This is a genomic window from Citrobacter sp. Cpo030 (assembly GCF_030333005.1).
GTDB lineage: Bacteria > Pseudomonadota > Gammaproteobacteria > Enterobacterales > Enterobacteriaceae > Citrobacter > Citrobacter portucalensis.
Genome location: NZ_JAOWGT010000067.1, coordinates 193331 through 207599, shown reverse-complemented (window position 1 = coordinate 207599; position 14269 = coordinate 193331). Strand labels below are relative to the sequence as shown.

The window sequence follows — 14269 nt, the reverse complement described above, 5'->3', positions numbered from 1 at the left end:
TTTTGAATATAGAAAGATGCAGACGTCATGTAAAGGTAAAGGCCCGTACCTCACGCCCCATCCCATCAGGTTATTTAAATGAGTTAAACAGAAAGTGTATCTTCCAACATCGTTGAATATATTATTCAAGCCGATCGGCAATCTGTTTTTTTGCATAAAACACAAAGCGTTCAACAGACGGCATAGACGCAGTCCAGTTCTTTTTGGTTAACCCCAGGTATTCCGCACGTGCAGCTTGCAGCGTATCCGCATACTCATCGGGTAATTGCGGTATAAGCCAGGAGGCGGCTTCATCTTTAGCGACAATATTGCCCGTAACTACGCTGTACCAAATACGCGCCAGAGTAAGGATGATATTTCGCTCGTCACCTTCTAAATCGCCCGGTTTCTGCCACATATCAAGGATATGCCGTAATGTTTGCACGACATCGCTAAAAGGGATGACGTTGAATAACGTCTCAGCGGGTTCACCGAACAACGCTACGCTGGCGCGCCGGGCCTGGGTCAGCAGGATGGAAAGATCAGGATCCACCTGCGCCGGTTCATACACGCCAGCGCAGATATCATCACGCAACCATTCGCCAAACTGCATCTCTCTCGCCGGAGGGAATCGCCACGGCACAAGTTGTGAATAGACCACGATGGTCACTTCCAGCGCCCGATAGTTATCAACGCTGCCAGGCGGTGCTGATATTTCCAGAAAACCCTGCATCAGATCTTTTCTTTGCCGGGTATTCAGTGGCTGCCTAATGGTAACCAGTAAATCGATATCGCTTTGGGGCTTTAAGCCACCTTCAACAGCAGAGCCATACAAATGAACAGCAACCAGGTCGCCCTCGATAATCCGCGCAATCAGTGCACTGGCGGCATTCACCTGTTGTCGAATTGAATTCGGGATAATCGCAGCCATTTAGCCTCCTGGAAAAAAGCAGAAATAATGAGTCTATACTGCATTTTTCCTGTAGCGCTATTCTCTGGCAGAAAACCTGTCTCAGATCGGATCCTAAGCCTGAGGTAGCATACTGTCCGCGTCCATTTTCTGACATAATGAGCAGATTCGATTTTGCCCCGCAGGAGTCTTCTCATGGAATTTACCGCCGGACTGATGCCGCTTGAAACGGCTCTCTCTCAGATGCTTTCGCGTATTACCCCACTCACCGCCGTCGAAACGCTGCCGCTGGTTCAATGCTTTGGCCGCATTCTGGCCACCGACGTCATCTCCCCGATTGATGTGCCGGGATTCGATAACTCGGCAATGGATGGCTATGCGGTGCGATTAGCCGATTTACAATCAGACCAGCCTCTTGCGGTGGCTGGCAAAGCCTTTGCTGGTCAACCATTCCACGGCGAGTGGCCTGCGGGAACCTGCATCCGCATTATGACCGGTGCCCCGGTGCCTGCCGGTTGTGAAGCGGTGGTGATGCAGGAGCAAACGGAACAAACTGACGACGGTGTGCGTTTTACCGCCGAGGTCCGCAGCGGACAAAATATTCGTCTGCGCGGTGAAGATATCGCAAACGGCGCGGTGGTATTCCCCACCGGAACTCGTCTGACAACCGCCGAGCTTCCGGTTCTGGCCTCACTCGGCATTGCCGAAGTACCGGTCGTTCGCAAAGTTCGCGTGGCGTTGTTCTCCACCGGTGATGAGCTGCAACTGCCGGGTCAACCGCTGGGCGACGGGCAGATTTATGACACAAACCGTCTGACCGTTCACCTGATGCTGCAGCAGTTGGGCTGCGAAGTGATCAACTTAGGAATTATTCGCGACGATCCCAACGCGCTGCGAGCCGCATTTATCGAAGCCGACAGCCAGGCCGACGTCGTCATCAGCTCTGGCGGCGTTTCGGTAGGCGAAGCGGATTACACCAAAACCATTCTGGAAGAGCTGGGAGAAATTGCCTTCTGGAAGCTTGCCATCAAACCGGGTAAACCGTTCGCGTTTGGTAAACTGAGCAACAGCTGGTTTTGCGGCCTGCCGGGTAACCCGGTGTCTGCGGCCCTCACCTTTTATCAGCTGGTGCAACCGCTGCTGGCGAAACTCAGCGGAAACACCGCCTGTGGGTTACCTCCGCGCCAGCGCGTGCGCACCGCCTCACGCCTGAAGAAAACGCCAGGGCGTCTGGATTTTCAACGTGGTGTATTGCAGCGTACTGCGGAAGGCGAACTGGAAGTCACCACCACCGGACACCAGGGCTCGCATATTTTTAGCTCCTTTAGCCAGGGCAACTGCTTTATCGTGCTGGAGCGCGATCGCGGTAACGTTGAGGCCGGAGAATGGGTTGAGGTCGAGCCGTTTAACGCACTGTTTGGAGGCCTGTAATGGCAGAACTCAGCGACCAGGAGATGATGCGCTATAACCGGCAAATCATTCTGCGCGGCTTCGATTTCGAAGGTCAGGAAGCGCTCAAAGATGCGCGGGTACTGGTCGTTGGTCTGGGGGGGCTGGGATGCGCAGCAACCCAGTACCTTGCGGGCGCTGGCGTCGGGCATTTAACCCTGCTCGACTTTGACACGGTCTCAGTGTCAAACCTCCAACGCCAGACGCTGCACAGCGATGCGACCGTTGGACAGCCCAAAGTGCTCTCCGCCCGCGACGCACTGGCGCGGATTAACCCTTACATCGCCATTACGCCAGTGAATGCGCTGCTGGAAGAAAACCAGATTCACGCGCTGATCGCCGAGCACGATTTGGTGCTGGACTGTACGGATAACGTCAGCATCCGCAATCAGCTGAATGCCGGATGCTTCGCCGCCAGGGTTCCGTTGGTTTCTGGGGCGGCAATTCGCATGGAAGGACAAATTACCGTCTTTACGTATCAGGAAGGAGAGCCATGCTACCGTTGCCTGAGTCGTCTGTTCGGTGAAAACGCCCTGACCTGCGTCGAGGCAGGAGTGATGGCCCCGCTGATCGGCGTGATTGGCTCGTTACAGGCGATGGAGGCCATTAAGTTGCTGGCAAACTATGGTAAACCGGCGTCTGGAAAAATCGTCATGTACGACGCCATGACCTGCCAGTTTCGCGAAATGAAGCTAATGCGCAACCCGGGGTGTGAGGTTTGCGGGCAGTAAAAAAGTCGGGTGGCGGCTTCGCCTTACCCGACCTACAACGGCTCCAACGTAGGCCGGGTAAGCGTTAGCGCCATCCGGTAACAGCATCAGATCGACGTGCGTCCAAATGCGCTCTGCCAGTCATGCTCAAACTTCGCGACGGCAGCATCAACTGCCGGAGAGCTAATCATCTGCTGAGCAACATCCAGCGGTAGCGTGATGGACTCGCAGCCCGCCAGCAGACAATCCAGCGCCTGACGCGGCGTTTTAAAACTGGCTGCCAGTACTTTGGCGTGCGGGGCATGCATTTTCAGTAACGTCTGCAGGTCGGTCACCGTCTGGATGCCATCCCCTCCTTGCGCATCCACGCGGTTAACGTATGGCGCAACGTATTCCGCACCCGCCAGAGCAGCCAATAACCCTTGAGCTGCACCGTATACCGCAGTACCCAACGTCGGGATCCCTTCTTCTTTCAGCAATTTTATAGCCGCCAGACCTTCTGCTGTCACCGGCACTTTGACCACAATATTAGAAATGATTGCCCGCAGCTTACGCGCATCGCTGACCATCCCTTCGGCGGTGGTCGCCATCACCTGAGCAAACAGACGGCCTTGTCCTCCCATCGCTTCCTGCAGTTGCGGCAGTAGTACTTCCAGCGTCTGATTCCCTGCCGCCACAATGCTCGGGTTAGTGGTCACCCCTGCCAGCGGGAAAATGCGTGCCAGAGCCTTTACCGCATCAACATCAGACGTATCTAAATAGAGTTCCATAACCTTTCCTCAAACGAATAATTAGCATGAATAAAAGGTAGCACGGCGAAACCTCACGGTTAGTTGACGCATGTCAATATAACTTTCATTCGAAAGTAATTTAATCTTTATACGAAAGAAATGAGGCCGCTTATGATTTTCAATATCCAGCGCTATTCCACACATGATGGTCCCGGTATTCGTACCGTGGTGTTCCTTAAGGGATGCTCCCTGGGCTGTCGGTGGTGCCAGAATCCGGAAAGCCGCGCCCGCACGCAGGACCTGCTTTATGACGCGCGTTTGTGCCTCGACGGTTGCGATCTCTGTGCTCAGGCGGCACCCGCGGTGATTGAACGGGCGCTGGGCGGATTACTGATTCATCGCGAAAAACTGACCGATGACGCTCTCACTGCGCTGACCGACTGCTGTCCAACTCAGGCGTTAACCGTCTGTGGAGAGATAAAAAGCGTGGACGATATCATGGCGACCGTATTGCGAGATAAACCGTTTTACGACCGCAGTGGCGGAGGCCTCACCCTGTCCGGCGGTGAACCGTTTATGCAGCCAGAGCTGGCAGCGGCTTTGCTCAAAGCCAGCCACGACGCAGGCATTCATACCGCGGTGGAAACCTGTCTGCATGTCCCGTGGAAGTATATTGAACCGTCACTGTCTTACATCGATCTGTTCCTGGCTGATTTAAAACATGTAGCCGATGCGCCGTTTAAACAGTGGACCGATGGCAGCGCCTCTCGCGTACTGGAAAATCTAAAAAAACTGGCCGCCGCCGGTAAAAAAATGATTATCCGCGTGCCGCTGATTCAGGGATTCAACGCAGACGAAGCCGCTATTCAGGCCATTACCGATTTTGCCGCCGATGAGCTTCACGTCGGTGAGATCCATTTCTTGCCCTACCACACCCTGGGCATCAACAAATACCACTTACTCAGTCAACCCTACAACGCACCGGATAAACCGCTTGATGCGCCAGCACTGCTCGAATTTGCCCAGCAGTACGCCAGCCTTAAAGGTTTAACCGCGACCCTACGAGGATAATCGCCATGACCACTCTGAAACTGGACACACTCAGCGACCGTATCAAAGCGCATAAAACGGCCCTGATCCACATCGTGAAACCACCGGTTTGTACCGAGCGCGCCCAGCACTATACCGAGATGTATCAGCAACACCTGGATAAGCCTATCCCGGTACGTCGCGCACTGGCACTAGCCCATCATCTGGCGGAACGCACCATCTGGATCAAACATGACGAACTGATCATTGGTAACCAGGCAAGCGAAGTGCGTGCCGCGCCTATTTTCCCGGAATACACCGTCTCCTGGATTGAAAAAGAGATCGACGACCTCGCCGACAGACCGGGTGCAGGATTTGCGGTAAGCGAAGAGAACAAACGTGTATTGCATGAGGTGTGCCCATGGTGGCGTGGTCAAACCGTGCAGGATCGCTGCTACGGGATGTTCACTGATGAGCAGAAAGGGCTGCTGGAAACCGGCATTATCAAAGCCGAAGGTAACATGACCTCCGGCGACGCGCACCTGGCGGTAAACTTCCCGCTGCTGCTGGAAAAAGGTCTCGACGGCCTGCGTCACAAAGTCGATGAACGTCGCTCCCGCATCAATCTGACATGTCTGGAAGACCTCCATGGCGATCAGTTCCTGAAAGCGATAGATATCGTGCTGGAGGCCGTCAGCCTGCACATTGAGCGCTTTGCCGCGCTGGCACGTAAAATGGCATCCACAGAAACTCGCGCCAGTCGTCGAGATGAACTGCTGACCATGGCGGAAAACTGTGATGTTATCGCCCATGAGCCGCCAAAAACATTCTGGCAGGCGCTGCAGCTGTGCTATTTCATCCAGTTGATCCTGCAAATTGAATCTAACGGTCACTCGGTGTCGTTTGGTCGTATGGATCAATACCTCTACCCATTCTATCGTCGCGACGTCGAACTGAACCAGAGCCTTGATCGTGAGCACGCTATTGAACTGTTGCACAGCTGCTGGTTAAAACTGCTGGAAGTGAACAAAATCCGTTCCGGCTCCCATTCGAAAGCCTCGGCGGGCAGTCCGCTGTATCAGAACGTGACCATTGGTGGTCAAAACCTGGTCAACGGTCAGCCGATGGATGCCGTCAACCCGCTCTCCTACGCCATTCTGGAGTCCTGCGGCCGCCTGCGTTCTACGCAGCCAAACCTGAGCGTGCGTTATCACGCGGGGATGAGTAATGACTTCCTCGATGCCTGCGTGCAGGTGATCCGCTGCGGCTTCGGGATGCCCGCCTTTAACAACGATGAAATCGTCATACCGGAATTCATTAAGCTGGGCATTGAACCGCAGGACGCCTATGACTATGCGGCTATTGGATGTATCGAAACTGCTGTTGGCGGGAAATGGGGCTATCGTTGCACCGGCATGAGCTTTATTAACTTTGCCCGCGTGATGCTGGCGGCACTGGAAGGTGGGCGCGATGCCACCAGTGGCAAAGTCTTTCTGCCACAGGAAAAAGCGCTCTCAGCCGGTAACTTCAACAATTTCGACGAAGTGATGGACGCCTGGGATACACAGATCCGCTACTACACGCGTAAATCCATCGAAATTAAGTATGTCGTCGATACCATGCTGGAAGAGAACGTGCACGATATTCTGTGCTCCGCGCTGGTAGACGACTGCATTGAGCGGGCGAAAAGCATTAAGCAAGGCGGCGCGAAGTATGACTGGGTATCGGGTTTGCAGGTGGGTATTGCCAACCTCGGTAACAGCCTGGCTGCAGTGAAGAAACTGGTCTTTGAACAGGGCGCTATCGGTCAACAACAGCTGGCCGCCGCGCTGGCCGATGATTTTGACGGTCTGACCCATGAGCAGTTACGCCAACGACTGATCAACGGCGCGCCGAAATACGGTAACGATGACGATAGCGTTGATACGCTGCTGGCCCGCGCTTATCAGACCTATATCGATGAACTGAAACAGTATCATAATCCGCGTTACGGACGTGGCCCGGTTGGCGGCAATTACTACGCCGGGACCTCGTCTATTTCTGCAAACGTGCCTTTTGGCGCAGCAACGATGGCAACGCCGGATGGCCGTAAAGCACACACTCCACTGGCAGAAGGCGCCAGTCCGGCTTCCGGTACTGACCATCTCGGCCCAACGGCGGTAATTGGTTCGGTGGGTAAACTGCCGACCGGTTCGATTCTTGGCGGCGTGCTGTTAAATCAGAAGCTCAACCCGGCCACGCTGGAAAATGAATCCGATAAGCAAAAGCTGATGATCCTGCTGCGCACCTTCTTCGAAGAGCACAAAGGCTGGCATATTCAGTACAACATTGTCTCCCGTGAAACGCTGCTGGAAGCCAAAAAACACCCGGATCAATATCGTGACCTGGTGGTCCGTGTAGCAGGTTATTCCGCCTTCTTTACTGCGCTTTCTCCGGATGCGCAAGACGACATCATCGCGCGTACTGAACATATGCTGTAAACAATATTGTCGGCCGGATGAGATTCCGCACCACCATCCGGCACGCTACCCTCCCCATTCCCGGATGCGCTGACGCTTATCCGGCCTACAACGATTCTCCCCGTAGCCGGGTAAGGCGAAGCTACCACCCGGCTTTTTACTTTCATTCGAAATTAAATTTGTGCTACAGGTCACATTGTTATTAGAATGTTTCTGGTTGCAGTAATCGCCAGGAGCCTATCTTTATGACCATCAAAGTTATCGTCACCGATATGGACGGAACTTTTCTCGACGACGCCAAGAAATACGATCGTGCACGTTTTATGGCGCAGTATCAGGAACTGAAAAAACGAAATATTGAATTTGTCGTGGCCAGCGGCAACCAGTATTACCAGCTGATCTCCTTTTTCCCGGAGCTCAAAGAGGAAATTTCCTTTGTCGCCGAGAACGGGGCGTTAGTTTTTGAACATGGCAAACAGCTATTTCACGGCGAGCTAACCCGCCACGAGTCCCGTATTGTCATTGGTGAACTGCTAAAAGATAAGCAGCTCAACTTTGTGGCTTGTGGGCTGCAAAGCGCTTACGTTAGCGAAAATGCGCCGGAGTCCTTTGTCGCATTGATGTCAAAACACTACCATCGCCTGAAACCTGTAAAAGATTATCAGGATATCGACGATGTGCTGTTCAAGTTCTCGCTAAATTTACCGGACCAACAAATCCCATTGGTTATCGATCACCTGCATGCTGCGCTGGACGGCATCATGAAGCCCGTCACCAGCGGCTTCGGGTTTATCGATCTGATCATTCCGGGCTTACATAAAGCCAACGGGATCAGCCGCCTGCTTAAACGCTGGAACCTGTCACCGCAAAACGTAGTCGCCATTGGCGATAGCGGCAACGACGCGGAAATGCTGAAAATGGCGCACTACTCTTTCGCCATGGCCAACGCGGCAGAGAGTATTAAAGCGATTGCTCGCTATCAGACCGACGACAACAACCATCAGGGCGCGCTGAACGTAATTCAGGCAGTGCTGGATAACACCTCCCCTTTTAACGTCTAATCCTGCCAACCGGGGTATCCCTCATCCCGGTTTTCACTCTTTTTCCATTTTGCTCACTCCATCAAGTTTTAAACTTGCGTTAACTAAATTTTAACTTATATTATCATCTGTAAGTTATTTTTGTTTCGAATGAAAGTTAATGCGAGGTGGATATGGCTTTTACTTTTACCAGCGACACGCTGCCCGCCGATCACAAAGCGGCAATCCGGCAGATGAAACGGCAACTGCGGGCACAGCTTGGGGATGTTCAGTTGATCTTCAATCAGTTGAGCGACGCTATCGCCGCCCGCGTGGCAGAAATCAACGCCCTCAAAGCACAGGGAGCCCCGGTGTGGCCAGTGATATCTTATGCAAATATCAAAGCTGGCCACGTAAATGCAGAGCAGCGTGAAGAAATTAAGCGTCGCGGATGCGCGGTTATTAAAGGTCATTTCCCTCGCGAACAGGCTCTCGGCTGGGACAGCTCAATGCTGGACTATCTGGACCGCAACCACTTTGACGACGTCTATAAAGGACCAGGCGATAATTTCTTCGGTACCCTGAGCGCATCACGACCTGAAATCTACCCCATCTACTGGTCCCAGGCGCAGATGCAGGCCCGCCAGAGTGAAGAAATGGCCAATGCACAGTCGTTTCTCAATCGTTTGTGGACCTTTACAAGCGAAGGTAAACAATGGTTTAACCCGGATGTCAGCGTTATTTACCCTGACCGCATTCGCCGTCGACCGCCGGGAACCACGTCCAAAGGGCTGGGCGCGCATACGGATTCCGGCGCGCTGGAACGCTGGCTTCTTCCGGCATATCAGCAGGTCTTTGCTCATGTATTCAATGGCAAGCTGGAAGATTACGATCCGTGGCAGGCGGCGCATCGCACCGAGGTAGAAGAGTACACGGTGGATAACACCACCAAATGTTCGGTATTCCGTACCTTCCAGGGCTGGACTGCACTGTCCGATATGCTGCCAGGTCAGGGATTGTTGCATGTGGTCCCGATCCCTGAAGCGATGGCGTATGTACTGTTACGCCCATTGCTTGACGATGTGCCAGAAGATGAACTTTGCGGCGTCGCGCCCGGCCGGGTGCTGCCGATTTCCACGCAATGGCATCCGCTGCTGATTGAAGCGCTAACCAGCATTCCACAACTGGACGCCGGAGACTCCGTCTGGTGGCATTGTGATGTGATTCACTCCGTCGCACCGGTGGAAAATCAGCAGGGTTGGGGTAACGTGATGTACATTCCTGCCGCACCGATGTGCGAAAAGAATCTGGCCTACGCCCACAAAGTGAAGGTCGCGCTGGAAAAGGGTGCGTCGCCGGGTGATTTTCCACGGGAGGATTATGAAACTAACTGGGAAGGACGCTTCACGCTGGAGGATTTGAATATACACGGTAAACGCGCGCTGGGGATTGTTTAATTTTATATACCCTTATCCCTAAGTATCCCGTGTTACAGGTGCAACCATCACACCTGTAACACGAGAACGACGGGATAATTATTCGACGCCTTTGCTACGCAGGTAATCTTCGTAGTTACCGGTGAAGTCAATTACACGTTCTGGCGTAATTTCAATCACGCGGGTTGCCAGCGAACTGACGAACTCACGGTCGTGAGAAACGAAGATCAGCGTGCCCTGGTACATTTCCAGCGCCATGTTCAGCGACTCGATAGATTCCATATCCAGGTGGTTGGTCGGTTCATCCATAACCAGGATATTCGGTTTCTGCATCATCAGTTTACCGAACAGCATGCGTCCTTTTTCACCACCGGAGAGCACTTTCGCAGGTTTCTTGATATCGTCCTGGCTGAACAGCAGACGGCCAAGGAAGCTACGTACTACCTGCTCATCATCGCCTTCTTGTTTCCACTGGCTCATCCATTCGAAAACAGTCAGATCGTTTTCGAACTCGTATTCATGATCCTGCGCGTAGTAACCGACCTGGGCGTTTTCAGACCACTTAACGGTACCGTTGTCCGGCTGCAAGTCGCCAACCAACGTTTTCAGCATAGTGGATTTACCCACGCCGTTGGCACCAATGATGGCAACCTTCTCCCCTACTTCCAGCAGCAGGTTGAAGTTTTTAAACAGCGGGCCTTCATCAAAACCTTTCGCCAGCGCTTCCACTTCCAGCGCGTTACGGAACAGTTTCTTATCCTGTTCGAAGCGGATAAACGGGTTCTGACGGCTGGACGCTTTCACTTCGTCGAGCTTAATCTTATCAATCTGACGCGCACGAGAAGTCGCCTGTCGAGATTTAGACGCGTTGGCGCTAAAGCGGCTGACGAAGGATTGCAGATCGGCAATCTGTGCTTTCTTCTTGGCGTTATCGGCCAGCAGACGTTCACGCGCCTGGGTTGCCGCCGTCATGTATTCGTCGTAATTACCCGGATAAACACGCAGTTCGCCGTAGTCCAGATCCGCCATGTGCGTACAGACCATGTTCAGGAAGTGACGGTCGTGCGAAATGATGATCATGGTGCTGTCACGCTCGTTCAGCGTCTGCTCCAGCCAGCGAATGGTGTCGATATCCAGGTTGTTCGTTGGTTCGTCGAGCAGCAGAATGTCCGGGTTAGAGAACAGCGCCTGCGCCAGAAGCACACGCAGCTTCCAGCCGGGCGCGACTTCGCTCATCGGGCCGTAATGCTGTTCTACCGGAATGCCTACGCCCAGCAGCAGTTCACCCGCACGCGCTTCCGCAGAGTAGCCGTCCATTTCGCCATACTGAACTTCGAGGTCAGCCACTTTATAGCCGTCTTCTTCGCTCATCTCGGCCAGGCCGTAGATACGATCGCGCTCCTGCTTCACTTCCCACAGTTCAGCATGACCCATAATAACGGTGTCAAGCACGGTGAACTCTTCAAAGGCGAACTGATCCTGACGCAGCTTACCGATGCGCTCGTTCGGATCGAGTGAAACGTTACCCAGCGTCGGTTCGAGGTCGCCGCCGAGAATTTTCATAAAGGTGGATTTACCGCTACCGTTCGCGCCAATCAGGCCGTAACGATTGCCGCCGCCAAACTTGACGGAAATATTTTCAAACAGCGGCTTACTGCCGAACTGCATAGTGACGTTGCTGGAAACTAACACAGGCGTATCCTGAAAGAGAAAGAAATATGTGACAAACCGCTTATTATGCCATAAGTCTGCAATAAGATCGCGCCGTTCATGCTGCACAGATAAAGTGAAAGCAAAAGGAAAAAAATGTGATTTAGTACACATCCGAATTCCTTGTTGCTCAGAATGCACATATAATGCGTGCCCAACACTACATAAATCTCAACCCACTAGCCTGCTTGGCTTCAGAATCTCGCAAAAATGAATATGAAATTGACAACGCTTTTCGCGGCGGCGCTCGCGGTAGTTGGTTTTTGTAACACTGCTTCAGCCGTCACGTACCCGCTGCCTACCGATGGTAGTCGTTTAATTGGCCAAAACCAGGTTATCACCATTCCTGAAGGCAACACCCAGCCGCTGGAATACTATGCGGCAGAGTACCAGATGGGTCTGTCTAACATGCTGGAAGCCAACCCGGGCGTGGATACCTTCCTGCCGAAAGGCGGCACCGTGCTGAACATTCCTCAGCAGTTGATCCTGCCGGATACTGTGCATGAAGGTATTGTTATCAACAGCGCTGAAATGCGTCTGTACTACTACCCGAAAGGCACCAACACCGTAATTGTTCTGCCGATCGGTATCGGCCAGCTGGGCAAAGACACGCCAATCAACTGGACCACCAAAGTAGAACGTAAAAAAGCGGGCCCAACCTGGACGCCAACGGCGAAAATGCATGCGGAATACCGCGCTGCAGGCGAGCCGCTGCCAGCCGTTGTTCCGGCGGGTCCGGATAACCCGATGGGTCTGTACGCGCTGTATATCGGTCGCCTGTATGCTATCCACGGCACCAATGCTAACTTCGGCGTAGGCTTACGCGTCAGCCACGGTTGCGTGCGTCTGCGTAACGACGACATCAAATTCCTGTTTGAAAATGTGCCAGTCGGCACCCGCGTACAGTTTATCGATGAGCCGGTAAAAGCCACTACCGAACCAGACGGCAGCCGTTACATCGAAGTACATAACCCACTGTCTACGACTGAAGCACAGTTCGAAGGCGGAGAAATCGTACCGATTACCCTGACCAAGAGCATTACCAGCATCACCGGCCAGTCTGACGTCGATCAGGCCGTCGTTGAGCAGGCGGTACAGAACCGTTCAGGTATGCCGGTTCGTCTGAACTAATCTGCTATATATGCCCGATAGCGCTACGCTTATCGGGCCTACCAACGCAGTAGGCCGGATTAGGCGCCAGCTGCCATCCGGCACACCACATCAATTACATCAACAGCAGCAAACCATACCCCACCAGCGCCGCCCATATCAGCATCGGTACCGAATACCAATGAAAACGCCACCAGATCCGTCGGTCGTTTGCCATCCGTAACGCAATGAGATTCGCCAGCGATCCCGGCAACAGCCCAAAGCCGCCCACATTAACCGCCCAGGCCAGCAGCAGCGTCGGCGGGACATAGTTCAGCAGCAAAATCGTACTGGGCACATTACTGATAAACTGCGACAAGCCAATAGCCGTTAACCAAAGTCCCGGTGCTGAGAGCGTGCCAATCTGGTGGGTAATCCCCTGCAAGGCCGGGAGCTGCGTCAGCAAATGCACATCAATGAACATCGCCATAAACACTAACAGCAACGTCCAGTCCACGCTGAGGATCACGCGACGCGCCAGCACCATGAACCCTGCCGCCACAATCGCCAGCCCCCACAGCTCTTGCTTTAACTCCAGCGCCGCAAGGAAGACGATATACAGCGCCAGACAGCTCCATACCAGGCGTGGTTGCCAGTCAGGTGCGCGCGTACCGGTATGATAGTGCAACGCTTTAGGCGGGAAACTGAACCAGCACAGCACCACCAGCGTCAGCATCATGGCCCCCGCAAGCGGCGCCATTTGCCAGGTAAACGCGGTAAACGATAAGCCTGAGCGTCCCCACATCAGAATGTTTTGTGGATTGCCTATTGGCGTGAGCAACGATCCGGCATTTACCGCCAGCGCCTCAAAGATAATCAGGCGATTCACCGGAATGGCACATAATTTTTTCAGCGTGATGGTTAGCGGAACAACAATAAACAATGCAACGTCGTTGGTCAGAAACGTCGACAACAACGCCGCCGCCAGCACCATAAATATCGCCAGCTGGCGCTCTGTTTTGAAGCGGCGGGTCATCTTGCGCCCTAACACATCGAAATAACCGCTTAGCTCTACGCCTTTGGTCAGTAACATCAGGCCGCTAAGCGTGATAATCGTGTGCCAGTCAATCGCCCCTGGCCAGGACCGGGGCGTAAATGGCGTGAACAGACTCAGTACAACCCCAACGATGATTAACAGCTGGAAAAAACGATCGCGCTGTAAGGCACGTAATAAAGGAAAACTCATTCAGAGCCAGTTCCTTGCTGTTGCGTAAACCGGCTAAAAGCCTCCAGCGTTTCCTTACTGACGTGATGCTCCATCCCCTCCGCGTCGCGACGGGCAATTTCCGGGCTGATGCCTAACATCAACAGGAAATTTTCCACAATCTGATGACGTTCCCGGCTCTCCTGGGCTAGTCGTTCACCTTCTGCGGTTAAAAACACCCCACGCCACGGAATCATTTCAATCAATCCGACTGAAGCAAGGCGCTTAAGCATTTTAGCAACCGTCGGCTGAGAAACCCCAAGTCGCGCTGCCATATCCACCTGGCGCGCTTCACCCACCTCAATAATGAGATCGGAAATCAGCTCTACGTAGTCATCAATCAGTTCGCGGCGATGCGCCTCCCGGACCTGACGAAATCCTTCAACGTGTTCTTCGACATTCACCAATTGCGTCACTTTTTTTGTTGTTGGCATACCTGCGCGACGACTCATTCTGCTTCCTCGTTACTGTGACGCGTTAACGG

Annotated in this window: 12 protein-coding genes; 7 read left to right on the top strand and 5 right to left on the bottom strand. The window is 53.4% G+C overall.

Features of this window, described 5'->3' with window-relative positions; translation table 11 throughout:
* Nucleotides 1–121: 121 nt before the first annotated feature.
* Nucleotides 122–910 (bottom strand): aminoglycoside adenylyltransferase family protein, encoded by a 789-nt coding sequence (locus OGY37_RS13970; protein ID WP_286614754.1) that lies wholly within the window; start codon nt 908–910, stop codon nt 122–124.
* Between the two features lie 174 nt (nt 911–1084).
* On the opposite strand from OGY37_RS13970, the gene moeA reads away from it, so the two are divergent.
* Nucleotides 1085–2320: a molybdopterin molybdotransferase MoeA gene (moeA, locus tag OGY37_RS13965; protein ID WP_008784221.1), complete on the top strand. Its 1236-nt coding sequence runs from the start codon at nt 1085–1087 to the stop codon at nt 2318–2320.
* Nucleotides 2320–3069, top strand: a complete 750-nt coding sequence (gene moeB, locus OGY37_RS13960) for a molybdopterin-synthase adenylyltransferase MoeB (protein ID WP_003831603.1) — start codon at nt 2320–2322, stop codon at nt 3067–3069. The genes moeA and moeB overlap by 1 nt, the downstream gene beginning before the upstream one ends.
* 86 nt (nt 3070–3155) lie before the next feature.
* On the opposite strand, the gene fsa is transcribed toward moeB, so the two are convergent.
* On the bottom strand, nt 3156–3818 hold the full coding sequence (gene fsa / locus OGY37_RS13955; protein WP_191235644.1) for a fructose-6-phosphate aldolase: 663 nt from the start codon (nt 3816–3818) through the stop codon (nt 3156–3158).
* A gap of 132 nt (nt 3819–3950) precedes the next feature.
* Here fsa and OGY37_RS13950 point away from each other — a divergent pair, with 132 nt between their 5' ends.
* From OGY37_RS13950 to OGY37_RS13935, 4 genes are all read left to right on the top strand, one after another.
* Nucleotides 3951–4850 (top strand): glycyl-radical enzyme activating protein, encoded by a 900-nt coding sequence (locus OGY37_RS13950; protein ID WP_126318715.1) that lies wholly within the window; start codon nt 3951–3953, stop codon nt 4848–4850.
* Nucleotides 4851–4855: 5 nt separating this feature from the next.
* Nucleotides 4856–7288, top strand: coding sequence for a glycyl radical protein (locus OGY37_RS13945; RefSeq protein ID WP_286621029.1), 2433 nt, complete (start codon nt 4856–4858; stop codon nt 7286–7288).
* A gap of 224 nt (nt 7289–7512) precedes the next feature.
* Nucleotides 7513–8328, top strand: a complete 816-nt coding sequence (locus tag OGY37_RS13940) for a Cof-type HAD-IIB family hydrolase (RefSeq protein ID WP_126318719.1) — start codon at nt 7513–7515, stop codon at nt 8326–8328.
* Between the two features lie 152 nt (nt 8329–8480).
* A complete protein-coding gene (locus tag OGY37_RS13935) occupies nt 8481–9743 on the top strand; it encodes a DUF1479 domain-containing protein (RefSeq protein ID WP_286621027.1) in 1263 nt (420 codons plus the stop codon).
* 78 nt (nt 9744–9821) lie between these two features.
* Here OGY37_RS13935 and OGY37_RS13930 read toward each other — a convergent pair whose 3' ends face one another.
* A complete protein-coding gene (locus tag OGY37_RS13930) occupies nt 9822–11414 on the bottom strand; it encodes an ABC-F family ATPase (RefSeq protein WP_032934551.1) in 1593 nt (530 codons plus the stop codon).
* A 228-nt stretch (nt 11415–11642) separates the two neighbouring features.
* On the opposite strand from OGY37_RS13930, the gene ldtB reads away from it, so the two are divergent.
* Nucleotides 11643–12563, top strand: coding sequence for a L,D-transpeptidase (ldtB, locus tag OGY37_RS13925; RefSeq protein ID WP_063940654.1), 921 nt, complete (start codon nt 11643–11645; stop codon nt 12561–12563).
* 94 nt (nt 12564–12657) lie between these two features.
* Here the strand turns inward: ldtB and OGY37_RS13920 are convergent, their stop codons facing one another.
* Nucleotides 12658–13767 (bottom strand): anion transporter, encoded by a 1110-nt coding sequence (locus tag OGY37_RS13920; RefSeq protein WP_003831588.1) that lies wholly within the window; start codon nt 13765–13767, stop codon nt 12658–12660.
* A complete protein-coding gene (gene mntR / locus OGY37_RS13915; protein ID WP_003831586.1) occupies nt 13764–14237 on the bottom strand; it encodes a manganese-binding transcriptional regulator MntR in 474 nt (157 codons plus the stop codon). Before mntR ends, OGY37_RS13920 begins: the two co-directional genes overlap by 4 nt.
* Between the last annotated feature and the right edge of the window lie 32 nt (nt 14238–14269).

Bases quoted from the DNA above. Each gene is read 5' to 3' on its own strand.
- OGY37_RS13940 (WP_126318719.1), top strand. From the start codon at position 7,513: ATGACCATCAAAGTTATCGTCACCGATATGGACGGAACTTTTCTCGAC.
- mntR (WP_003831586.1), bottom strand. From the start codon at position 14,237: ATGAGTCGTCGCGCAGGTATGCCAACAACAAAAAAAGTGACGCAATTG.
- OGY37_RS13950 (WP_126318715.1), top strand. From the start codon at position 3,951: ATGATTTTCAATATCCAGCGCTATTCCACACATGATGGTCCCGGTATT.
- OGY37_RS13970 (WP_286614754.1), bottom strand. From the start codon at position 910: ATGGCTGCGATTATCCCGAATTCAATTCGACAACAGGTGAATGCCGCC.
- OGY37_RS13920 (WP_003831588.1), bottom strand. From the start codon at position 13,767: ATGAGTTTTCCTTTATTACGTGCCTTACAGCGCGATCGTTTTTTCCAG.
- OGY37_RS13945 (WP_286621029.1), top strand. From the start codon at position 4,856: ATGACCACTCTGAAACTGGACACACTCAGCGACCGTATCAAAGCGCAT.
- fsa (WP_191235644.1), bottom strand. From the start codon at position 3,818: ATGGAACTCTATTTAGATACGTCTGATGTTGATGCGGTAAAGGCTCTG.
- OGY37_RS13935 (WP_286621027.1), top strand. From the start codon at position 8,481: ATGGCTTTTACTTTTACCAGCGACACGCTGCCCGCCGATCACAAAGCG.
- moeA (WP_008784221.1), top strand. From the start codon at position 1,085: ATGGAATTTACCGCCGGACTGATGCCGCTTGAAACGGCTCTCTCTCAG.
- moeB (WP_003831603.1), top strand. From the start codon at position 2,320: ATGGCAGAACTCAGCGACCAGGAGATGATGCGCTATAACCGGCAAATC.
- ldtB (WP_063940654.1), top strand. From the start codon at position 11,643: ATGAATATGAAATTGACAACGCTTTTCGCGGCGGCGCTCGCGGTAGTT.